Annotated in this window: 19 protein-coding genes; 11 read left to right on the forward strand and 8 right to left on the reverse strand. The window is 73.5% G+C overall.

Annotated elements, in window-relative coordinates:
• Nucleotides 1-67 precede the first annotated feature (67 nt).
• Nucleotides 68-2,875, forward strand: a complete 2,808-nt coding sequence (locus ACA511_RS15995; protein ID WP_375025105.1) for a hypothetical protein — start codon at nucleotides 68-70, stop codon at nucleotides 2,873-2,875.
• A 30-nt stretch (nucleotides 2,876-2,905) separates the two neighbouring features.
• Here ACA511_RS15995 and ACA511_RS16000 read toward each other — a convergent pair whose 3' ends face one another.
• Nucleotides 2,906-4,423: a serine/threonine-protein kinase gene (locus tag ACA511_RS16000; protein WP_375025106.1), complete on the reverse strand. Its 1,518-nt coding sequence runs from the start codon at nucleotides 4,421-4,423 to the stop codon at nucleotides 2,906-2,908.
• Between the two features lie 169 nt (nucleotides 4,424-4,592).
• On the opposite strand from ACA511_RS16000, the gene ACA511_RS16005 reads away from it, so the two are divergent.
• Both ACA511_RS16005 and ACA511_RS16010 read left to right on the forward strand, forming a co-directional pair.
• The gene (locus tag ACA511_RS16005) at nucleotides 4,593-5,606 is read left to right on the forward strand and encodes a methyltransferase (protein WP_375025108.1); all 1,014 of its coding nucleotides are present in this window, start codon (nucleotides 4,593-4,595) and stop codon (nucleotides 5,604-5,606) included.
• A 59-nt stretch (nucleotides 5,607-5,665) separates the two neighbouring features.
• Entirely contained in the window at nucleotides 5,666-6,397 is a 732-nt protein-coding gene (locus ACA511_RS16010; protein WP_375025109.1) for a YqjF family protein, read from the forward strand.
• On the opposite strand, the gene ACA511_RS16015 is transcribed toward ACA511_RS16010, so the two are convergent.
• The gene (locus ACA511_RS16015) at nucleotides 6,398-7,378 is read right to left on the reverse strand and encodes a hypothetical protein (RefSeq protein ID WP_375025110.1); all 981 of its coding nucleotides are present in this window, start codon (nucleotides 7,376-7,378) and stop codon (nucleotides 6,398-6,400) included.
• A gap of 129 nt (nucleotides 7,379-7,507) precedes the next feature.
• On the opposite strand from ACA511_RS16015, the gene ACA511_RS16020 reads away from it, so the two are divergent.
• Both ACA511_RS16020 and ACA511_RS16025 read left to right on the forward strand, forming a co-directional pair.
• The gene (locus ACA511_RS16020; RefSeq protein WP_375025111.1) at nucleotides 7,508-8,116 is read left to right on the forward strand and encodes a TetR/AcrR family transcriptional regulator; all 609 of its coding nucleotides are present in this window, start codon (nucleotides 7,508-7,510) and stop codon (nucleotides 8,114-8,116) included.
• A complete protein-coding gene (locus ACA511_RS16025) occupies nucleotides 8,104-9,003 on the forward strand; it encodes an SDR family oxidoreductase (protein WP_375025112.1) in 900 nt (299 codons plus the stop codon). The genes ACA511_RS16020 and ACA511_RS16025 overlap by 13 nt, the downstream gene beginning before the upstream one ends.
• Here ACA511_RS16025 and ACA511_RS16030 read toward each other — a convergent pair.
• Nucleotides 8,998-9,966: a CapA family protein gene (locus tag ACA511_RS16030; RefSeq protein WP_375025113.1), complete on the reverse strand. Its 969-nt coding sequence runs from the start codon at nucleotides 9,964-9,966 to the stop codon at nucleotides 8,998-9,000. The two genes, ACA511_RS16025 and ACA511_RS16030, sit on opposite strands and share 6 nt — an antisense overlap.
• A 64-nt stretch (nucleotides 9,967-10,030) precedes the next feature.
• Nucleotides 10,031-11,065, reverse strand: a complete 1,035-nt coding sequence (locus tag ACA511_RS16035) for an SGNH/GDSL hydrolase family protein (RefSeq protein ID WP_375025114.1) — start codon at nucleotides 11,063-11,065, stop codon at nucleotides 10,031-10,033.
• Nucleotides 11,066-11,202: 137 nt separating this feature from the next.
• Here ACA511_RS16035 and ACA511_RS16040 point away from each other — a divergent pair, with 137 nt between their 5' ends.
• Complete coding sequence (locus tag ACA511_RS16040) at nucleotides 11,203-11,796, forward strand: DUF4126 domain-containing protein (protein ID WP_375025115.1); 594 nt, start codon at nucleotides 11,203-11,205, stop codon at nucleotides 11,794-11,796.
• Here the strand turns inward: ACA511_RS16040 and ACA511_RS16045 are convergent.
• A complete protein-coding gene (locus ACA511_RS16045; protein ID WP_375025116.1) occupies nucleotides 11,774-12,271 on the reverse strand; it encodes a GNAT family N-acetyltransferase in 498 nt (165 codons plus the stop codon). The two genes, ACA511_RS16040 and ACA511_RS16045, sit on opposite strands and share 23 nt — an antisense overlap.
• A 72-nt stretch (nucleotides 12,272-12,343) precedes the next feature.
• Here ACA511_RS16045 and ACA511_RS16050 point away from each other — a divergent pair, with 72 nt between their 5' ends.
• Nucleotides 12,344-12,475, forward strand: coding sequence for a hypothetical protein (locus ACA511_RS16050; protein ID WP_375025117.1), 132 nt, complete (start codon nucleotides 12,344-12,346; stop codon nucleotides 12,473-12,475).
• Nucleotides 12,476-12,773: 298 nt separating this feature from the next.
• On the forward strand, nucleotides 12,774-13,547 hold the full coding sequence (locus ACA511_RS16055; protein WP_375025118.1) for a GNAT family N-acetyltransferase: 774 nt from the start codon (nucleotides 12,774-12,776) through the stop codon (nucleotides 13,545-13,547).
• 39 nt (nucleotides 13,548-13,586) lie between these two features.
• Here ACA511_RS16055 and uvrB read toward each other — a convergent pair whose 3' ends face one another.
• Together uvrB and ACA511_RS16065 are read right to left on the reverse strand one after the other, a co-directional pair.
• Nucleotides 13,587-15,704, reverse strand: coding sequence for an excinuclease ABC subunit UvrB (gene uvrB, locus ACA511_RS16060; RefSeq protein ID WP_375025120.1), 2,118 nt, complete (start codon nucleotides 15,702-15,704; stop codon nucleotides 13,587-13,589).
• Between the two features lie 102 nt (nucleotides 15,705-15,806).
• Entirely contained in the window at nucleotides 15,807-16,970 is a 1,164-nt protein-coding gene (locus ACA511_RS16065) for a sensor histidine kinase (RefSeq protein ID WP_375025121.1), read from the reverse strand.
• Between the two features lie 191 nt (nucleotides 16,971-17,161).
• Between ACA511_RS16065 and ACA511_RS16070 the strand changes: the two genes are divergently transcribed.
• From ACA511_RS16070 to ACA511_RS16080, 3 genes are read left to right on the forward strand one after another with little or no spacing between them, the layout of a single operon-like run.
• Entirely contained in the window at nucleotides 17,162-18,175 is a 1,014-nt protein-coding gene (locus ACA511_RS16070) for a hypothetical protein (RefSeq protein ID WP_375025123.1), read from the forward strand.
• Nucleotides 18,172-18,852, forward strand: a complete 681-nt coding sequence (locus ACA511_RS16075) for a hypothetical protein (RefSeq protein ID WP_375025124.1) — start codon at nucleotides 18,172-18,174, stop codon at nucleotides 18,850-18,852. Before ACA511_RS16070 ends, ACA511_RS16075 begins: the two co-directional genes overlap by 4 nt.
• 29 nt (nucleotides 18,853-18,881) lie before the next feature.
• A complete protein-coding gene (locus ACA511_RS16080; protein ID WP_375025125.1) occupies nucleotides 18,882-19,766 on the forward strand; it encodes an inositol monophosphatase family protein in 885 nt (294 codons plus the stop codon).
• 34 nt (nucleotides 19,767-19,800) lie between these two features.
• On the opposite strand, the gene ACA511_RS16085 is transcribed toward ACA511_RS16080, so the two are convergent.
• A complete protein-coding gene (locus ACA511_RS16085) occupies nucleotides 19,801-21,024 on the reverse strand; it encodes an SLC13 family permease (protein ID WP_375025126.1) in 1,224 nt (407 codons plus the stop codon).
• Nucleotides 21,025-21,066 lie beyond the last annotated feature (42 nt).

Raw genomic sequence — 21,066 nt, forward strand, 5'->3', positions numbered from 1 at the left:
AGGCTGAGCCGTGGGCGACCCCCGACCTTCCGAGTCCGGTCGCGGACTCCTCGCCTTATTCGACTGGATGTCCGGGCGGCTGCCGTGGCGGCTGGACTCCCGCCCGTACCCGGTCATCGTCCTGGAACCGGACGACGACCCGGACGCGCCCGGCCGGCACCTCGACGAGTTGAAGCGCCTCGCCGCCGAGATGGGCCTGCCGGCGATCGCCCCCGACCTCTCGGCCGACCCCGCCCCCGGCGACGGCGACGAGACCGCCGCGATCGCGCTGGCCGACACGATCTCCCAGCCGCTGACATGGACGCACACCCGGTCGCCGTTCGGCCGGCTGCGCTTCCCGCGCTCCGACCTCGTCCGGACGATCCAGGCCGCGGCCGCCGAACCCGGCCCGGACGGATTCCCCGCGCCGCCCCCGTACCGCCGCTCCCCCGTCGCCGCCGTCGACCGCTGGAACGAGCGGGCCCGGCTGTTCCGCTGGCAGAACGGGCCGCTGCGCGCCCCCGGCTGGTGGACCACCGTCGGCGGGTCCCTGGTCGCCATGATCGCCGTGCTGGCCGGCGGCATCGCCGAGCAGACGCCGAGCCTCATCCTGCTCACCGCCGCCGGGGGCCTCGCCGTCGTGCTGCTGGTCGTCGCCGGGCTGTCGACCCGGCGGATCTGGCTGCCCCTGCTGTCCCGCCTCGGCCTCGGCGGCCGGTACCGCTGGTTCGCCCGGACGTCCTTCTTCGCCGTCCTCGGCGACGGCGACGACGGCGGCGACGACCTCGGCTTCGAGGGCCGCCTGCACCGGGTGTGCGAGCGCCTCACCCGGCCGGACGCGGCCCGGTTCCTGCTCCAGATCAAGACGTTCGCGCTGCTGGAGGACCTGCGCGACCAGTACCGGCGGCTCGCGCCCGACCTTCGCGGCCTCAAGCGCCCGGCCCCGCCCGCGGTGTTCCTGTCCGGCGTCGGGCGCGGCAACGGCGGCCTCGCGCTGCTGTCGGCGATCAGCGACATCCGCGCCCGGCGCAGCGAGTTCCACCCGCTGATCGTCATCGGCTCCATCGACGCCGCCACCCGCGACGCGTTCGGCGGGCCCGCGCCGGGCGGCGACCCGCGCGACCGGTACGAGGAGTGGCGGTCGTCGCTCGGCACCGCGCAGGGGCCCAGCGAATCGGTCCCGCTGCCCTACCTGCTGCGCATCCCGGTGACCGGCGACCCCGCCGCCGGACGCCCCGACGCCTTCGCGGTCCGCCGCCGTCCCCGCTGGACGTGGCTGTGGTCGTGGCGCAGCCTGCTCGCCGCCGCCCTGGTGCTCGCGCTCGCCCTGCTCTACGTGCAGGCCCATCTGCGCTCCACGTACTGCAGCGTCGGGTTCCCGGTCGGCTGGAACGGCGACACGCGGCTGCAGACCAACCGGGACGGCAGCCGCGAATGCGTCGGCGTGTCCACGCACGGCGTCCGGTTCGAGCGCGACCACGACAGCATCGGCCTGGACGGGGAGAAGCGCGCCCCGTCCCGCCGCAACACCGGCTCCCACCTCACCCTCGCCGACCTCCAGCGCCGCATCCAGGAGGAGAACGACGCCGTCCTCGCCTCCCGCGACCGCTACGTCACCGCCGTCTACGCGGGCGTGTTCACCGCCAGCCCCGGGCAGAGCGACCTGACCGTCAGCAGCATCCGCGAACTCGCCGGCGTCTACCTCGCCCAGATGCGCAACAACGGCTCCGGCCGGCCAGGCCAGGTCAACAACCCCCTCAAGCTGCGCATCCTGCCCGCGAACACCGGGCAGAACATGGTCTACTCCCAGGAGACCGCCGACCGCATCCTCGACCTCGCCCACCGCGACCCCACCGTCGTCGGCGTCGTCGGGTTCGGCCGCAACACCGAGAACTCCCAGGCCGCCATCAAGCAGCTGATCGCCGCCGGGCTGCCGGTCGTCAACACCGTCAACTCCTCCGACCGGCTCCCCGCGCTGCCGCACTACTACGGCCTCGCCTCCACCGACTTCGACGAGGCCGCCGCGATCCGCGCCGCCGTCCGCGCCGAGTCGCACGGCCGGCCGCTCTCCCGCCTGATGCTCGTCCACCGCGCCCCGGGCCCGTCCAAGGACGCCTACAGCCGCGAGATCGCCGACGACGTCGCCGACGCGCTCGCGCCCCGCACCGTCGACCGCGTCACCTACACCGGCACGAGCGACATCTCCAGCAACGTGAAGGCGGCCTGCGAGGACGCGCCCGCCCCGTTCGTCTACTTCGCCGGCCGCTCCGAGGACCTTCCCGGCCTGATGAACGGGCTCGACGGCGGCGGCTGCACCGAGCACCGCCTCGTCCTGCTGGCCGGCGACGACGTCACCAAGACCCGGTTCGGCACCGGCCCGCACGAGGTCCCGATGCCGCCGAACACCGTCATCTACCACACGGCGTTCGTCCACCTGCCGTTCCTCATCGCCGGCGACGCCGACCAGACCAACGGGTTCTTCACTCTCGCCCGCAACCTGCTCGGCATCGGCGCGCCCCGCGTCCGTCCCGGCGAGCCGCTCCTCGTGGACGGCCAGATGGCCCTCACCTACGACGCCACCGTCGCCCTCGGCCAGGCCGCGCAGAACGCCTACACGGACCTCGGCCTCACCGCCGCCGGACCGGGCATCGTGCCGGGCAGCCGCTCGGTGACGCCCGGCGCCGTCCTGCTGGAGCTGCGCCGCCTGCACGTCCGCAACGCCGCGACGGGCGACATCGACTTCCGCGGCGACCAGCACAAAGTGAACGGCCCCGGCGACCGCAACCTGACCCTGATCAAGGTCACGCTGAAGGGCGGCGCCCCGGTCTCCACCCCGATCTGCGGCCGCCTGAACGGCGGCATCCCCGTACCCGGCCTGAAACCCTGCCCCCGCTGAGGACGCCCCCGATGTCCTCCCCGCCGGCTCTCAGCGGCCGTAGTCCTGCGCCCGGTTGGACTGGAGGATGATCTGAGAGGCGTTCCAGGCGATCCACATGAGGCCGAGGGACGCCGCGAACATCCAGTCATCGACGGCGCCGGTCGTGACCGGGGCCAGGTTCACCGGCTTGCCCAGGGCGCCGAAGGCGATCACCGGCCACAGCACCGCCGCGAAGCCTTCGAGGACCACGGCCGTCCTGAGCAGCGCCTCACGTGACGCGGGGGACGGCATCCGGGCGGTCAGCGGCCTGTTCACCCCCGCGAACGCGAACATGAGCGCGACCGCGCCCGCCAGCCAGCCGAAGGCCATGCCGTAGCCGACGTCCGCGCTGCCGAGGTACGGCATGCCCGCCGCGATCGAGAGCCGCCCCACCGGTGCGGCCAGGAGGGCCGCCAAGTCGACGACGATCACGACGGCGAGAGCGAGCACCGGCCGGTGGGTGAGGCTCCACTGCCACACCGAAAGGACGATCAGTAGTACGAGCACCCCCATCAGCCAGGACGGACCCTCGTCCAGGACGATCTTCAGTCCTATCGAATCGCCGAACTGGAACGGCAGCAGGAGGGTGCCGGCGACGGCGATCCAGGCGCCGGCGAGAGCGCCCCGCACGGCGACCGGATGGTCGCGCTCCCCGCCGGGGCCAGGCGGGGGGTCGATGCGGGTCGCGGGCCCGGGTGGTCGTTGCTCGCCGTGGGCCGCGGCCTGGAGCAGTTCGCGGGCCTGTGCCGGAGAGGGCCGTCCGGCGGGATCCTTGCGCAGCAGGCCGTCCAGCAGTCGCGCCAGCGGCCCGCCGCACCGCGGTCGGGGCGGCTCCTTGGTCGCGATGGCGATGAACAGGCCCCCATGCGTGGGCGCGGTGAACGGCGGACGGCCCTCCACCGCCGCGTACAGGGTCGCGCCCAGCGCCCACAGATCCGAAGCAGGAGTGGCGGCCTCAGCGTGCACCTGCTCAGGCGACATGTACGCGGGCGTCCCCAGCACCGCGCCCGACCCCGTCAGAGTGGCATCGCCCTCCACCGCGGCGATCCCGAAGTCGGTGAGGACGACCCGGTCGCCCTCCAGCAGCACGTTGGCCGGTTTGACGTCGCGGTGCACGACGCCCTGCGCGTGCGCGGCCGACAGCGCGTCCAGCATCGCCAGCCCGACCCCGGCGACCCGCCCGGCGGGCAGCGGCCCCCGCTCGGCCAGCAACTGCCCCAGCGACATCCCCCGGATCAGTTCCATCACGATCCACGGACGGCCGTCCTCACCCATCACCCGGTCGTAGACGGTGACGATGCCCGGATGCCTCAACCGCGCCGCGGCCCGCGCCTCCCGCTCCATCCGCGCAAACCACACCGACCGCTCCCGTTCGGTGACCTGCTCGGGAACCCGCAGTTCCTTGATGGCGACCTCACGGTCCAGGTCGGCGTCATGGGCCCGCCACACCGACCCCATCCCGCCCTGCCCGATCCGCCCCAGATTCCGGTACCGGCCCGCCAGCACGCCCTCACCGTCCCAGCTCACGATCAGAATTTACTCGTCAAGGAGAATCCGGAGAAGGCGATCAGAACAACCGGCGGACGAACCCCGTTTCGGTGTTCATCGCCGTTCGCTCTGCGGTCAGAGATTCACAGCACGGCGAAGGGCCGTCGAGATAGCGTCTGGTGGCGAGGTCCCGCGAGCGAGGAGAGCCATGGCCGGCGACGAGGAGCGGTGGGGCGGGGAGTTGTGGGCGGCGGCCGATCTGGTCACTCCGATGGCGATCCGGGTGGCGGCGACGCTGCGGCTGGCCGATCACATCGCGGCCGGGCGGCGGACGGCCGAGGCGCTGGCCGGCGCGGTGGACGCCGAGCCGGACGCGCTCGGGCGGTTGATGGGGCACCTGGTGACCGCCGGTGTGCTGTCTCGCGAGGAGGACGGCGCCTACGGCCTGACCGGCATGGGTGAGCGGCTTCGGGACGACGCTCCGGGAGGAGTGCGGGCCACGCTCGACCTGGAGGGTGCGATCGGGCACGCGGATCTGTGCTTCGTCGAGTTGCTGCACACTGTGCGCACCGGTGAGCCCGCGTTTCCGCGCCGGTACGGCCGGACGTTCTGGGCGGACCTGTCCGCCGACTCCGAGCGCGGGGCGTCGTTCGACTCTCTGATGGGAGGCCGATTGGCGGCGGAGGCTCCCGCTGTGGCCGCCGCCTATCCCTGGGGCGAGCTGGGCCGGGTGGTCGACGCGGGAGGCGGCGACGGGAGCCTGCTGATCGCCATTCTCCGCGCTCACGAAGAGCTGCGCGGGACGGTGGTCGACCTGGCCGGACCGGTCGCGAGAGCCGAGGCCGCCATCGCGAGGGCCGGCCTGGGCGAACGGGCCGACGCGCGGGCGGGCAGCTTCTTCGACGCTCTTCCCGCCGGGGCGGGCGGGTACGTGCTCTCGGGCGTCCTCCACGACTGGGACGACGACGACGCCCGCCGCATCCTGCGGCGGTGCGCCGACGCCGCCTCGGAGACCGGCAGGGTGCTCGTCGTGGACCACATCGCCGATGTCCGCGGCTACGCGCCGGACACCGAGGGCGACCTGCGCATGCTCTGCTATGTCCGCGGCCGGGAGCGCACGCTCGGCCAGCTCGCCGGGCTGGCCGGGTCGGCGGGGCTGCGGCTCGGCTCGGTCACGCCGGGCGGCTCGCGTTCGATCGTCGAGCTGCGCACGGCCCGCTGACCAGGACGTCAGGGCGACCTGACGAGCGGGCGTGATCATCAGTGTGGGACGATGACGCGGTGCCCTCTCCCCTGCCCGTCACAGCCGACCCGCCGGGCGCGGTCAGCCGGCCGTGGCTCACGCAGTGGTGGCTCGACCTGGCGTTCGTCCACTGGGCCGTCGAGCCGCGGGATGTGGCGCCGCTACTGCCGAAGGACGTCGTTCCCGACACGCTGGACGGTGTCACCTATGTCGGCCTCGTCGCGTTCTGGATGCACCGGGTCGGGTGGCTCGGCCTGCCGGGAGTGCCCTACCTGGGGACGTTCCCGGAGACGAACGTGCGGCTCTACTCGGTGGACGGGCAGGGGCGGCGCGGCGTCGTGTTCCGGTCGCTGGACGCGTCGCGGCTGCTGCCCGTGGCGATCGCGCGGGCGGGGTTCGGGATGCCCTACCAGTGGTCGCGCATGTCCGTCCGCGCCCGGAAGGACGTCATCAGCTACACCAGTTCACGGCGGTGGCCGGGGCCGCGCGGCGCTTACAGCCGCATCGATGTGCGGATCGGCGAACGGGTGGACGAGCCGTCCGAGCTGGAGCACTTCCTCACCGCGCGCTGGGGGATGCACAACGAGGTCCTCGGGCGGGTGCGGTTCCTGCCGAACGTCCATCCGCGGTGGCCGCTGCACCGGGCGACGCTGCTGCGCTGCGAGGAGGACCTGGTGGCGGCGGCGGGCCTGCCGGGGCCGCTCGGGGAGCCGGTGAGCGTGCTGTACTCGCCGGGCGTGCCGGTGCGGTTCGGGCGGCCGGACGCCTGATCACCCGACGGGGCGCCCGGGGTAGCGCATCACCGGGTTGGTGCGTCCGGCCAGCAGGAGGACGAGCGCGATCCCGGCGGCGGCCCAGACGGCCAGCACGACCAGGGGGCGGGTCAGGGCGTGGCCGTCGAAGTAGACGGCGTTCCGCACGGCCTCCGTCGCGGCCCAGTTGGGCAGCCACGGGCCGACCTCCCGCCAGAACGGCGGCAGGAGCGGCAACGGCCACGGACCGCCCGCCGAGGGGTTCCCGAGCACGACGAACACGAGGATCGTCAGCGCCGTCCCGATGATCCCGAGGAGGCTCTCGACGGCCGCGGTCGCCACCGCCACGGCGAACACGCAGAAGGCGCCGATGCCGGTGAGCAGCCAGGGGCTGCCCGGCAGGTAGCCGTAGCCGGTCTCCACGATCAGCGTCCCGGCCGCGCCGATGGCCGCCGCGAACACGGCGAAGGCGAGCAGTCGGGCGGCCCCGTCGCGCAGCGTCACGGCGGCCATGCCGCGGTAGAGGCCGATGATCGCGGCGACCAGGTAGCCGCTGACGATCCACCCGATCACCAGGTAGAAGGGGACGAGCCCCTCCGGGTCGCCGGGATCGGCGGGCACCACGTCCTGCACGGTGAGGGTCCGCCCGTCCGCCGCCGACACCTCGGCGAAGGTGCTGCGCAGGAGCCCGCTGGCGGTCGCGCCGAAGGCCGTCGTGACGAGGAGGCGGCCCTGCCGCGGCAGGTAGGCGCCGTAGACGTCCCGCTCCCGGATCGCCCGGCTCGCGGCCGCGGCGGTCGGATAGGTGCGCACGTCGAACGCGTCGCCCTTGCCGCGCAGGGCGGCGTCGACCTTCGCGGCGGCGCTCGCCGGACCGACCACCGCGACCGGCATCCGGTGCGGATGCGGCCCGTGGATCCCGCCCACGTAGGAGGCGATGAACGCCGCGCCCAGGAAGAAGACGGCCACCATGAGCAGCGCGGCGACGGGATAGGACACGCCTTGGTCCGGACGGGCGGAGCTTGCCATTGCCGATAGCTACCCGCCGGACACGCTCGGTAACTCCTCTTGCCTTCGGAACGCCGCGATGGTTATATAAATGCCTGTTCATTTATTAATGGAGGGGCGATGGCGGGGCGGCCGCGCGGGGTGGACGATTCGGCGATCCTGCGTGCGGCGGTCGACGTGGTCGGACGGGTCGGACCGGCCGGGCTCACGCTCGCGGCGGTGGCCCGCGAGGTCGGGCTGGTGCCGGGCACGCTCGTCCAGCGGTTCGGGTCCAAGCGCGGGCTGCTGGCCGCGCTGGCCGCGCAGGCCGTCCGGGAACCCGAGGAGCTGCACAGGGCGGCGAGGGCGGGGCACGCGTCGGCGCTGGCGGCGCTCAGGGCGTTCGCCGTCGACTCGATGTCCGACATGTCGACACCGGAGCGGTACGCCAACCACCTGGCGTTCCTGTGCATGGACCTCACCGATCCGGAGCTTCACGAGCACGCGCTGGCCGTCCACCGGGCGAACGGGCAGGTCGCCGAGACGCTGCTCGCCGAGGCCGTGTCCGCCGGTGAACTGCGGGCCGGAACGGACGCCGGGGCGCTCGCCCGCACGGTCGTCGCGGTCATCGCGGGCGCCGGGCTGTCCTGGGCCCTCGACCGCGAGGGGACGCTGCCGGAGCGGCTCCGGCGGGAGATCGGCGCCGTCCTCGCACCGCACGTCCAGGAGGGGAAGTCATGGGAGCACTGACCGATCGGGTCGCGCTGGTCGCCGGAGGCACCCGCGGCGGCGGACGGGGCATCGCCGTCCAGCTCGGCGCCGCCGGGGCGACCGTCTACGTGACCGGGCGCAGCAGCGGCTCGGACCGCTCCGACCTCGACCGCCCGGAGACGATCGAGGAGACCGCGCGGCGGGTCACGGCGGCCGGCGGCACCGGCATCCCGGTGCGCGTCGATCACAGCCGCCCGGACGAGGTGCGGGCGCTGGCCGAACGCATCGCGGCCGAGCAGGACGGGCGCCTCGATGTGCTCGTCAACTCGGTGTGGGGCGGCGACCCGCTCACCGACTGGGAGCACCCCCTGTGGGAGCAGGACCTCGACACGGGCCTGCGGCTGCTCCGGCAGGCGGTCGAGACCCATGTGATCACCAGCCGGTTCGCGCTTCCGCTCATGGTCGCCCAGGGCCGCGGCCTCGTGCTGGAGGTGACCGACGGCAACACCGCGCGGTACCGCGGCTCCGTCTTCTACGATCTCGCCAAGTCGGCGGTGATCCGGCTGGCCGTCGCGCAGGCGGCCGAGCTCGAACCGCACGGGGTCGCGGCCGTCGCCATCACGCCCGGTTTCCTGCGCTCGGAGGCCGTCCTGGACCACTTCGGCGTCACCGAGGACACCTGGCGGGACGCCGTGGCCCAGGACCCGCACTTCGCGTACTCCGAGTCCCCCGCCTACCTCGGACGGGCGGTCGCCGCCCTGGCCGCCGACCCGAACATCATGGACAAGACCGGGCGGGCGCTCGCGACCTGGGGCCTGTACGAGGAGTACGGGTTCACCGACGCCGACGGCACGCGACCCGACTTCGCCGCCCACTGGGCCGACGCGCTCGTCGACGAGTACGGGCCGCTCGGCGACCCGCTATAGCGGCGCGTCGACGGCCACGCGGCCGCGCTCGACGGTGACGTCCGTCCCGAAGAGGCGGCAGGCCGTGCTGAACCGCTCGATGATCCAGGCACGGTCGGCGCCCTCGGCGCACCGGGTGTGCGCGAAGTCGAGCCGGAGGGGAACCGCCTCTATCCGGGACGGGCCGCCGCCGTCCACGGTGACCAGGAACAGCAGGCCCAGGTCGTTGCGGAGCATCTCGTCGACGATGTAGTCGTCGATGAAGTCGCCCATGTCGAACATGACCGGCCAGGCCACCCCGTGGAACACGTGCGCGGAACTGCCCGCGACGAGCGACGCCCCGGCGTCCACGAGGGCCCTGGCCGCCCGCCGGACGTAACCCAGCGGCTCCCGGGTCATGTTCGGACCCCAGTGCGGCATCACGACCACGATGCCGGCCTCATCCCGCAGTTCGCGGATCCGCCGCGCCAGGTCGTCCGGGACGCCGTGCCGGAGGTCGGCGTAGGCGACGCCGGGACGGCCCGGCCCGGCGGCGAAGTCCGCCGGGTGATCGGTCACGCCCACCACCGCGATCCGCGCGCCCCCCGCCTCCAGGACGGCGGGTTCGCGCGCCTCCGCGAGATCTGCTCCCGCGCCGACCGTGCGGATGCCCGCCCGTCCCAGGAGGCCGAGGGTGTCCGCCAGCGCCTCCGCGCCGAAGTCGAGGGCGTGGTTGTTGGCGAGCGTCACGCAGTCGACACCGAGATCGACGAGGGCTTCGACAGCGGCCGGAGGCGCCCGGAAATGGAAGGGTTTGCCGGGCGCGTCCCAGGGCCGCCCGCGCTCGGACACGCAGCATTCCAGGTTCAGCAGCGCCAGATCGGCCTCGGCGAAGACCTCCCGGACGCCGTCCGAGAAGAGCGCGTGCGGGCCGGACTCTGCGATCTCCCGCGCCACGCCACGGCCGAGCATGGTGTCCCCGGCGAGCGCGACCGTGATGGCCATCGGGTCCCCCAATCGACGGGCCGTCTCCTCCAGCCTACGAAGTGCGGGATTCCGCGCCGTCCCGCTAGGAGAGGGGGCGGCCGGGGCCCTTCTTGATCTGGGCGATGAACAGCTGGGCCAGGGCGTGCTGCCCGGCGACCGTCGGATGGTAGCTGCGCGGCTCGGCTTCGAGTGCCGCCAGGTTCAGCGCCAGGCCGTTCATGTACGCGTTCGGGCTGCCGACCTCGTGCCCGGCGAACGCGCTGTAGGCGTCGACGAACTCGACGCTGCCGCGGCCGCGCGTGGCGGCCTTGCGCGCGTCCGCCTCCGCGACGGACTGGCGGACCAGCTGCCCGAGGTCGTAGGCGCGGGCGTTCAGCCAGCGCTGGTCCGACACCGTGATGTTGTCCCCGTCCACGCCGCTGACCTCGGAGAACGCCTTCGGGTAGCCCATCACGACCACCCGCGCGTACGGCGCCCTGGTGGTGATCTTCGTGAGCAGGGCCGGGAGGCTCTGCCGCAGTTCGGCCATCTTCCCGGCGATCTCCGCGCCCTGCCCGGTGCAGCCCTTGCTCCACGGCAGCCGGACGACGCACCCCGCCAGCACCTTGGAGAACCCGACGTCGTTGCCGCCGATGCTGATCGTGACCAGGCTGGTGTCGCGTCCGATGCGCCCGAGTTGGGGAGGTTCGCCGCCCCGCCCGTCCAGGACGTCGCCCGTGGTGGCGCCCGAGCAGGCCCAGAACGAGGTGCCCTTCGCGAACTGGAACGCGCGGGCGACCTCGTGGTAGTACGCCTTGGACGTCCGGTGGCAGCGCGCGAGCGGGTTGTGGTCGGCCGGCGTCGCCTCCGCGCCCACCCCCGCCGAGTACGAGTCCCCCAGCGCGACGTAGGAACCGCGCGTGGCGGCTTCGAGCGGCGTCGGCGCCCGCTCGGCCGCGACCGGGTCGGCGCGCTGCTCGGGGACGGGCGTCCGGCATCCGGCGCCGAAGACCTCGCAGCGCGCCGCCGGCAGCGCCACCAGCGGGACGACGGCCAGCAGGAGCAGCGCCACCAGAAGGACGAGCGCGGCCCTTCGCTCACCGAGGCGGTCCCGCACCCATGACACCGGGCTGATCATCGTCCTCCTTCGCGTCCATGGGCCAGACGTCCGCGGGCCGCTCCGGGTTCCCGCCTTTACATTGTAGATCTTTTGGTGGAACGCGGGCCGGGGGCGGCGCGTCCAAAAGACCAACGATAAGTCAGCGGGAGGGACGCATGCTCGCGGCACTGACCGGTCTCGGCCTCTCCGCGGCCGCCGGTCTCAACGCCTACATCCCGATGCTCGCCGTCGGGCTCATCGCCCGGCACAGCGAGCTGATTGCGCTGCCCGCCGAGTTCGGCTGGCTGACCGACGGGTGGGTCCTCGCCGGGCTGGCCGTCCTCCTCGCCGCGGAGGTCGTCCTCGACAAGGTGCCGGTCGTGGACAGCGCCAACGACGCCGTGCAGACGTTCGTCCGCCCGGCCGCCGGCGGCGCGGTGTTCGCGGCCGCGGACGCCGCCGGGAAGCTCGACTCCTCCGCGTTCATGCGGGACCACGCGTGGATCGGCTGGGGCCTCGGCATCGTCGTGGCGCTGATCGTCCACACGGCGAAGGCCTCGGTGCGGCCCGTGGCGAACGCGGGGACGCTGGGCGCCGGGGCGCCCGTCCTGAGCACCCTCGAGGACGCCGCGTCCCTGGTCATGAGCGTGCTGGCGATCCTCGTCCCGGTCGCCGGGCTCATCGCCGTCCTGCTGCTCGGCTACGCGGGCCTGCGCCTCCATCGCCGCAGGCGACGGAGGCGGGCCGCTACCCGGTCGGCGCCCACATGACGAGGCGCGGCCCGAGGCCGTGCAGCCCGGCCTTGATCTCGGCGTCCCAGTAGGACCTGATCCCGCTCCCCCACCGCTCCTCGGGCAGCTCCGCGAACCCGTGCCGGGCGTACCAGGGGCCGTTCCACGGGACGTCCCGGAACGTCAGCAGGCTGACGCCCGGCGACCCGGCCGCCGCCGCCCGCGCCCTGACCTCGTCCAGCAGCGCGGCGCCGATCCCCCGTCCCACCAGATCGCCGCGCACCGAGATCTGCTCCAGATGCGCGGCCCCGTCGACCTCCTCGACCGCCGCGAACCCCACCGGCGGGTCCCCGGCCACCAGGATCTCCGCGTCCGTGCCGGCCAGCTGCTCGACCACGGTCGGACCGGGCGGGAACACGATCCCGATCTCCCTGAACATCGGGTCGCCCGAGTTCTCGATCGCCGCCAGACCGGGCAGCTCCTCGACCCGCGCGAGCCGGACCTCGTACTCCATCCCGCGATCGTAGGCCGCGACCCCGCCCGCCGGCCTCCCGTTTACGTCCGGGCGGCGGGCTAGGGTGCCCCCATGACCGCCTCCGACGATCTGCTGCGCCGGATCGAGACCGAGCCGGAACTCGCCGGCCCGCTGGCCTGGCCGGGCGACTTCGACATCGGGCGGCGCGACCCGGTGGAGCGGAGGAGGCGCTCGGCCGGCTGACGGCGAGCGCCGCGCGGACCGTCCCCGACTTCGTGCCCCTCGCCCGCCACAAGGAGGGCGGGTCGTCCTACGAGGTCATGTTCTGACCCCGCGCCGACCGGATCCGCGGGTGCCGCCGGGATCGCGCATGCTGCCGCTTTCCGGCCCGCCCGCCGCGCGGACTCCCGGCGGAAATCGGGATGCGGACGGCCCGGATGCGGATGCATGCTCGGGTATGGGCTGGACACTCACCGACGATCTTGAAGGTTTCCTCGCTCGGGCGGGCGGTTTCCTGCGGAGCGACCCCGTTGCGAACAGCGTGGCGCTGACCGTGACCGGCTCCATGCGGTCCCGGGGCGGCGCTCTCCAGCGGGACGCGCTGCTCGGGTGGTGGACGGCGGACGCGCGGGTCGCGGGCGCGTGCCTGTGGACCGGCGCGTACCGGCCGGCGCCCGGCGCGTACCCGCCGATGCTGAGCGCGATGCCCGGGGCGGCCGCCGCCGAGCTGGCGGACGCGCTGGCCCGGCGGGACGCGAAGGTCCCCGGGGTCAACGGCCCGCCCGAGGCGGCCGGGGCGTTCGCGGACGCCTGGACGGGCAGGACGGGGGCGGCGAGCACCGTCGCGATGCGGCAGCGGCTCTACCGGCTCGGCCGGCTGGACGCCCCCGATCCACCGCCGGAGGGCGCCGCGCGCGTGGCCGGCGACGACGACCGGGAGCTGGTGCTGGACTGGTTCACGGTCTTCCACCGGGACACCGGGCAGCCCAGGCGGGCGGACCCGGCGCTGGTCGACGAGAGGCTCGCGGAGGGCCGCCTCCTGCTCTGGGAGGCCGGCGGCCGACCGGTGGCGATGGCGGCGCGGACGGCGATCGTCGCGGGGACGGCGCGGGTGGCGCCCGTGTACACGCCCGCCGAGCACCGCCGGCGCGGCTACGGGGCCGCCGTCACCGCCGCCGTCACGCGGAGCGCCCTGGACGCGGGCGCCGGCGACGTCGTGCTGTTCACCGACCTCGCCAACCCGACGAGCAACGGCGTGTACCAGCGGCTCGGCTACCGGCCCGTCGAGGACCGGGTCGTCCTCGCCTTCGCCTAGCCGCCCCCTCCGGTACCGCCCGGCCGGGGGACGGCGGGGTCAGCTGACGCCGGCCTCCTTCATGTCGCGGAGTTCGCGCTTGAGTTCCTTGATCTCGTCGCGGAGGCGGGCGGCGAGCTCGAACTGGAGGTCGGTGGCGGCCTGGTGCATCTGGTCGGTCATCTGCTCGATCAGGGCCTCCAGCTCCTCGCGGGGGCGCTCGCCGACCAGGTCGGCGGCGTGCCGGCCGACCTCTCTCGTCCTGGACGCGAGGCCCGGGACGGGGGCCTTGCCGCGCGACTGCTGGCGTCCGCCGCCGCCGATGAGGGTCTCGGTGTCGGCGTCCTCGCGGACGAGGGAGTCGAGGATGTCGGCGATCCGCTTGCGCAGCGCCGTGGGCTCGATGCCGTGCTCGGTGTTGTAGGCCTGCTGCTTGGCGCGGCGCCGGCTGGTCTCGTCGATCGCCCGCTCCATCGACGGGGTGACCGTGTCGGCGTACATGTGGACCTGTCCGGACACGTTGCGGGCCGCGCGGCCGATCGTCTGGATGAGGGACGTCTCGGAGCGCAGGAAGCCCTCCTTGTCGGCGTCCAGGATCGCGACGAGGGAGACCTCGGGCAGGTCGAGGCCCTCGCGGAGCAGGTTGATGCCGACCAGGACGTCGAACTCGCCGGCGCGCAGCTCGCGCAGCAGCTCGATGCGGCGCAGCGTGTCGACCTCGCTGTGCAGGTAGCGGACCTGGATGCCGAGTTCGAGGAGGTAGTCGGTGAGGTCCTCGGACATCTTCTTGGTGAGGGTGGTGACGAGGACGCGCTCGTTCCGCTCGGTGCGCTCGCGGATCTCGTGGATGAGGTCGTCGATCTGGCCCTTGGTGGGCTTCACGACGATCTCGGGGTCGATGAGGCCGGTCGGGCGGATGACCTGCTCGACGACGTCGCCCTTGACCCGGTTCATCTCGTAGGTGCCGGGCGTCGCCGACAGGTAGACGGTCTGGCCGATGCGGTCGAGGAACTCCTCCCACTTCAGCGGCCGGTTGTCCATGGCGGACGGGAGCCGGAACCCGTGCTCGACCAGCATCCGCTTGCGGGACGCGTCGCCCTCGTACATGGCGCCGATCTGCGGGACGGTCTGGTGGGACTCGTCGACGACGAGGAGGAAGTCCTCCGGGAAGTAGTCGAGGAGGGTGTTGGGGGCGGTGCCGGGGCCGCGGCCGTCGATGTGGCGGGAGTAGTTCTCGATGCCGGAGCAGGTGCCGACCTGCCGCATCATCTCGATGTCGTAGGCGGTGCGCATGCGCAGCCGCTGCGCCTCCAGCATCTTGCCCTGCCGGTCCATCACGGCGAGGGTCTCCTCCAGCTCGGCCTCGATGGCGCGGATGGCGCGCTCCATGCGCTCGGGGCCGGCGACGTAGTGGGAGGCGGGGAAGACGTAGAGCTCGTCGTCCTCGGTGATCAGTTCGCCGGTGAGCGGGTGCAGGGTGGCGAGCTTCTCGATCTCGTCGCCGAACATCTCGATGCGGACGGCGAGCTCCTCGTACTGCGGGATGATCTCGATGGTGTCGCCGCGGACGCGGAACGTGCCGCGGGTGAACGCGAGGTCGTTGCGCGTGTACTGCATGCCGACGAGCTGGCGGAGCAGGTCGTCGCGGTCGATCTCCTGGCCGACGTGCAGCCGGACCATCCGGTCGACGTACTCCTGCGGGGTGCCGAGGCCGTAGATGCAGGACACGGACGCGACGACGACGGTGTCGCGGCGGGTCAGCAGCGAGTTGGTCGCCGAGTGCCGGAGCCGGTCGACCTCGTCGTTGATCGAGGAGTCCTTCTCGATGTAGGTGTCGGTCTGCGGGATGTACGCCTCGGGCTGGTAGTAGTCGTAGTACGACACGAAGTACTCGACGGCGTTGTGCGGCATCATCTCGCGCAGCTCGTTGGCGAACTGGGCGGCGAGCGTCTTGTTCGGCTGCATGACGAGGACGGGCCGTTGCAGCTTCTCCACCAGCCACGCGATCGTGGCGGTCTTGCCGGTGCCGGTCGCGCCGAGGAGCACGGCGTCCCGGTCGCCGCCCTCGATGCGGGTGGTCAGCTCGGCGATCGCCTGCGGCTGGTCGCCCGACGGCGTCATCTCGGTGACGACCTCGAACGGCGCGACGCGGCGCCGCAGGTCGGTGACTGGGCGCATCGGCTCTCCCCTGCTCCGGCGTACTCCTGCTTCCCCACAACTGTATTCAGGGGGTGCGACATTCCACGTCCGCGCAGGCCGGGCCGCGATCGGGGGGAGCGTTCAGGAGGCGGGCAGCGGGAGCCTGGCCCGGACGGCGTAGCCGCCGCCGCGCGGGCCCGCCTCGAAGCTGCCGCCGAGGGCGGTGACCCGCTCGCGGAGGCCGACCAGGCCGTTGCCGCCGCTCGGCAGGCGGTGCTCGGGCCGGGCGCTGGGCGGGGCGTTGACGATCTCCACCTCGATGGCCTCGGGCAGCAGCCCGAGGGCGACGCGGGTGTCGGCGGCCCCGGCGTGCTTGTGGACGTTGGTGAGGGCCTCCTGGACGAGGCGGTAGACCGTCCGTCCCACGGCGGAGGGCATCGGGCGCTCGTCGCCCCGGACCGCGAGGTCGACGCGGAGGCCCGCCGCCCCGGACTGGCCGACGAGCTCGCGGACGTGGGCGAGCGTCACGGCCTCCTGGGGAAGGGCCTCCTCGCCCTGGCGCAGGACCCCGATGACGTGGCGCAGCTCCTCCAGCGCCTGGCGGCCCATGTCCCCGATGACGGTGGCGGTCTCGGCGGCGCGGACGGGGTCGCGGGCGGCGATCGCCTTCAGGGCGCCCGCGTGCACGACCATGACGCTGACCCGGTTGGCGACCACGTCGTGCATCTCCCGCGCGATGCGGGTGCGCTCCTCGCCCCGCGCGCGCTCCGCGAGGAGGTGCTGCTCGCGTTCGAGCCTCGCGGCGCGCTCCTGGAGCGACGCCAGCAGCTGCTTGCGCGCCCCCATGTAAAGGCCGAGCAGGACGGGGACGGCGGTGAACGCGATGCCGAAGATGGCCCGCGCCGCGAAGTTCTCGGTCGCCGCCGTCGGGGACGGGAAGGCCAGCCCGGCGGCGTAGGCGGCGAAGGCGATCGTCAGCACCGTCCGGCGGGACGCGGTGTACGCGGCGAGCGAGTAGAGCACGACCAGGGCGGCGAAGACGCCCGCTCCGGTGACCGTCCCGAACACCATCGAGAAGACGGCGAGGCCGACCGGCCGCACGCGACGCGCGACCAGCGCGAGGCCGAGAACGACGCTGCACGCCGACACCACGGACGGCGGGAGCCAGAACCGCTGGTCGGCGAACCACAGGAAGACGCCGTCTCCGGCGGCCAGGGACACGGCGAGGAAGACGTCGAGCGCACGGGAGCGACGGGTGGGCCACGCCCCCGTCCACGCTCTCGCCCACCGTCCCCGCACACGCATGCGCCGAGTCTATGGCGAGCGGAAGGAGACCCGGTCGCGCAAGTGACCGAAGCCCCTACCTGCGGAGCTTTTCCGCAGTCCAGGCCCTGTGGTTACGATGACGGCGCCGGCCGTGCCGTTCGATGGGGACGACCCCGCATCCCCGTGAACGTCTCCGGCGCCGACTAGGACGGACGGGGTGCCCGCAGAACATGACCCGCTTCACCAACTGGTTCGGGAAGAACGCCGACGCGGTGATCGCGCTGGTGCTGGCGATCGCCGTCGCGGTCCTGGGGCTGGGGGTGAACCTCCCGAACGAGGACGAGATCACCAACAGCGGGATCCTCGCGGTGATCGGCCTGCTCGCGACGTCGGTGCTGCGCGACCGGGGACGGCGCCTCCCGGTCGAGGCGGAGGTCCGCGACACGCTGCGGTCGTCGTCGGCCACCCTCGACGAGCTGAGCGGCAAGCTGACCCGCATCGAGGGGTTCGAGCACGTCCTGTCCGACACCAAGCGCGCGCTGGACGAGACCACGGTCGTCCGGGTCATCGGCGGGGCGCAGGTCGCGCACGTCCTGGAGGAGGCCCGCCGCGACACCGACCGGTGGTTCTTCAAGGGCGGGACGGGCACCTACATCCGCGCGCGGACGCTGCCCGAGTGCGTGGCGGCGGCGCGCAGGGAGCGGCGCACGCTGCTGTTCCGGCTGGAGATCCTCGACCCCACGAACGTGGAGGTGTGCGAGGCGTACGCGCGCCACCGCCGCTCGGTGTCGGACGGCCCGGACGCGACGGGCGAGCCGTGGACGCTGGAGCGCACCCGCAAGGAGGCGTACGCGACGATCCTGGCGGCGTGCTGGCACAAGCAGCGGTTCGCCATGCTCGACATCGACATCGGCCTGTCCCGGACCATGACGACGCTGCGCTACGACCTCGCCGCGTCCCGCCTGGTGGTGACCCGCGACGATCCGCGCGGCGAGGCGCTGGTCGTCGACAGCGCGAAGTTCTACTACAGCTGGGTGAGCGCGGAGCTGCAGACCAGCCTGGACCAGGCGCGCCGCGTCCCCGTCGAGCAGGCGAGGCTGGCGCCGCTGGACGAGGAGCCGACCGTCGAGGAGGTCCGCAAGCTCTTCGACGTGATCGGCATCGACCTCGCGCACGGCTACACCGACCGGGACGTCATCGAGATCATCCGCAAGGCGCTGCGTGCCAAGGACCCTTACGAGTGAGGTACCGGGAGATCCGCGAGGAGATCCGCGCCGGGACCGCGGCGCGGACGCTGCCGCCGTGGGCGGGCGGCGTCCTCGGCGGGATCCTGGACGGCCTCGCGGCGGGCGCGCCGCCCGTCCCGGCGGTGCGCCACCCGCTGGGCTTCCTGTGCCTCCCGGTGGAGCGCAGCGGCGACCTCGGCGTCTGCCTGCACATCTGGACGCCGGAGGTGCGTCCGGCCCCGTCCACCACGTCGCCCGTGCACTGCCACAGCTGGGAACTGCTCAGCTTCGTCCTGTACGGGACGGTGCGGAACGTGCGGATGGACGTGGAGGAGACCGCCGAACGGGCGCCGCAGCAGGTGTTCGAGGTCGTCAGCCGCGGCGACGTCGACGAGCTGAGGGCGACCGGGCGGGCCGTCCGCTGCTCCCCCGGCCGTTCCACCGCGCACCGGACCGGCGAGTCGTACACTCTGCCGGCGGGCGTGTTCCACAGCACGCTGATCGAGGGCGGCAGCGACGCGGCCACGGTCGCCCTGGGCCGCCGGTCACCGGGCGGCGGCGACCTGTCGCTCGGCCCTCTGGACATGCCCACGCACCGCGTGCACCGCTCCCGTTCCGACCAAGCCGATACCGAGCGCGCCCTGCGGCGGTCCGCACGCAGGATCGCCGGCGCCCACTGCTCGGCGCGCCGGTAGGCCGCCGCGGACCCGACTGGAGAGGCCCGATGAGACCCACGACCACGCCGGGGGCCCCTCCGGTCGATCTCTCCGAGGCCCGCGGCGTGGCGGTGGACGCCGCCGAGGCGGCGGGCGCCCTGCTGAGCGCCGGCGTGGGCGGGCCCCTGGACGCCCGTCCGAAGGGCTCGGGCGGGGACGTGGTGACGGCGCTGGACACGGCCGCCGAGGAGCTGATCGTCGGGCGGCTGCGGGCCGCGTATCCGGGGCACCGGATCATCGCGGAGGAGTCCGGCGTCCTGGACGGGGCGCCCGGCGAGGAGATGGTGTGGCTCGTCGACCCGCTGGACGGCACCAACAACGTGGCGATCGGCATGCCCGTGTACGCGGTGGGGCTGGCGCTGTGCGCGCGGGCCGAGCCGGTCTTGGGCGTCGTCCACGACCCGGTGTCGGGCCGGACGTGGTCGGCGGTGCGCGGCAAGGGCACCCTCGGCCCCGAGGGCGGCCCGGTGAGGCTGCCCGGTCGTCCGCGGCCGGGCCGGGACGAGAACCCCGTCCTGGCGTGGACGCAAGGGCATCAGGTCACGTCGGACGATCTCGTCGCGTTCGCCCTGCGCACGGCCGTGGAGAAGCAGTGCGCGCGCATGCTGCAACTGTGGGCGCCGCTGGTGGCCTGGACGATGCTCGCGCGCGGCGACATCGACGGCATCGTGGGCTACCTGCCGGAGATCGTCGACCTGCCCGCCGGGGCGCTGGTGGCCGCCGAGGCGGGCGCGGAGCTGCGCCGCCTGGACGGCGCCCCCTACGAGATGGGCATCGACCGCCCGGCGTCGGAGCTGGGCTTCGTCGCCGCCCGCCCGGACCTCCTGGACCGCCTCCTGGAGACCACCACGCGGATAGCCCGCCCAGGCGGCCGCTTCCACGTCGCTTTCTAGACGCCCGGCCTCCAGGCGCCTGTCCCCTGGACGCCTAGCCGGTCGCCAGGAGCGCCCCGACGGAGGCCGCGCAACCCAGCACCGCCAGGACCGTCCCCGTGAGGACGAACTTGCGGATCGGGACGCGCACGTCCCACCGCCGGCACCACTCGAACCACAGCAGCGTGGCGAGCGACCCCCACGGGGTGATGACGGGCCCCACGTTCGTCCCCACGAGCAGTGAGAGCAGCTGGTCCTTGTTCGACACGGGTACGGCCGACTCCCCCGCCACGTACGCGGGGAGGTTGTTGAGGACGTTCGACAGGCCCGCCCCGGAGAACGCGGCCCGGACGGCCCCCGCGGCGTCCCCGTCATGGCCGACGAAGGCGCGCATCACGTCGTCCAGGCCGAACCGTTCGAGCGTGGGGACGACCAGGAACAGCCCGGTGACGAACACCATGAGCTGCCACGGGACGAGGCCGGGCCGCAGCACCGACCGGTCGCGCACGGCGAAGGCGGCCACCGCCACGACGGCGGCGACGCTCGCGGCGACACCGAGCTGCACACCGGTGTGCACGCCGGCGAGGATCGCGCCGATGAACAGCAGGCACGCGGCCCCCGTGGCGGAGAACAGCACCCGGTCGCGCACGGGGACGGGCTCGGGCGGGTCGTAGGCGTCCTCACCGCGCATGCGCCGGCGCCAGTAGAACACCCACAGCAGCGCCATGGTGACGGCCAGGACGGCCAGCTGCGGCAGCCACATGCGGGCCGCGAACGCGCGGGTCTCCAGGGCCACCCGGTCGGCGGCGAGCAGGTTGGTCAGGTTGGACACCGGCAGCAGCAGGCTCGCGGTGTTGGCCAGCCACACCGTCGTCATGGCGAGGGGCAGGGTCGCGATCCGCGCGCGCGCCGCCAGCGCCAGCATGACCGGGGTCAGCAGGACCGCCGTGGTGTCGAGATTGAGGAAGATCGTGGTGAGCGACGCGAACGCCACGCACAGCAGGAAGAGCGCCACGTAGTTGCCGCGCCCGGCCCGCGCCATCCGCTGCGCGATGGCGTCGAAGACGCCGGCCTCCTTGGTCAGCTCCGCCAGGATGATGACGCTGAAGAGGAACAGCAGCAGCGGCGCGATCCGTCCGACACTGGCCCGCGCCGTGCCGGCGGGCAGCACGCCCGTGGCGACGAACGCGAGGCCCAGCGCCAGGACCCCGATGCGGACCCAGTCGAGGACGCCCAGGGAGCCGGCGGCGCGGCGCAGGGTCTCCATCGAGGGCGGCACGGCCGCCATGATCCCATAGGCGGCGGACCATGATTTCGCCCG

This window comes from Actinomadura sp. GTD37 (genome assembly GCF_041951365.1).
GTDB lineage: Bacteria > Actinomycetota > Actinomycetes > Streptosporangiales > Streptosporangiaceae > Spirillospora.

What these genes read in the sequence shown, in the direction of transcription:
- ACA511_RS16080 (WP_375025125.1), top strand. Translation starts at nt 18,882, where the DNA reads ATGAGACCCACGACCACGCCGGGGGCCCCTCCGGTCGATCTCTCCGAG.
- ACA511_RS16050 (WP_375025117.1), top strand. Translation starts at nt 12,344, where the DNA reads ATGACCGCCTCCGACGATCTGCTGCGCCGGATCGAGACCGAGCCGGAA.
- ACA511_RS16065 (WP_375025121.1), bottom strand. Translation starts at nt 16,970, where the DNA reads ATGCGTGTGCGGGGACGGTGGGCGAGAGCGTGGACGGGGGCGTGGCCC.
- ACA511_RS15995 (WP_375025105.1), top strand. Translation starts at nt 68, where the DNA reads ATGTCCGGGCGGCTGCCGTGGCGGCTGGACTCCCGCCCGTACCCGGTC.
- ACA511_RS16025 (WP_375025112.1), top strand. Translation starts at nt 8,104, where the DNA reads ATGGGAGCACTGACCGATCGGGTCGCGCTGGTCGCCGGAGGCACCCGC.
- uvrB (WP_375025120.1), bottom strand. Translation starts at nt 15,704, where the DNA reads ATGCGCCCAGTCACCGACCTGCGGCGCCGCGTCGCGCCGTTCGAGGTC.
- ACA511_RS16005 (WP_375025108.1), top strand. Translation starts at nt 4,593, where the DNA reads ATGGCCGGCGACGAGGAGCGGTGGGGCGGGGAGTTGTGGGCGGCGGCC.
- ACA511_RS16020 (WP_375025111.1), top strand. Translation starts at nt 7,508, where the DNA reads ATGGCGGGGCGGCCGCGCGGGGTGGACGATTCGGCGATCCTGCGTGCG.
- ACA511_RS16070 (WP_375025123.1), top strand. Translation starts at nt 17,162, where the DNA reads ATGACCCGCTTCACCAACTGGTTCGGGAAGAACGCCGACGCGGTGATC.
- ACA511_RS16040 (WP_375025115.1), top strand. Translation starts at nt 11,203, where the DNA reads ATGCTCGCGGCACTGACCGGTCTCGGCCTCTCCGCGGCCGCCGGTCTC.
- ACA511_RS16045 (WP_375025116.1), bottom strand. Translation starts at nt 12,271, where the DNA reads ATGGAGTACGAGGTCCGGCTCGCGCGGGTCGAGGAGCTGCCCGGTCTG.
- ACA511_RS16035 (WP_375025114.1), bottom strand. Translation starts at nt 11,065, where the DNA reads ATGATCAGCCCGGTGTCATGGGTGCGGGACCGCCTCGGTGAGCGAAGG.
- ACA511_RS16030 (WP_375025113.1), bottom strand. Translation starts at nt 9,966, where the DNA reads ATGGCCATCACGGTCGCGCTCGCCGGGGACACCATGCTCGGCCGTGGC.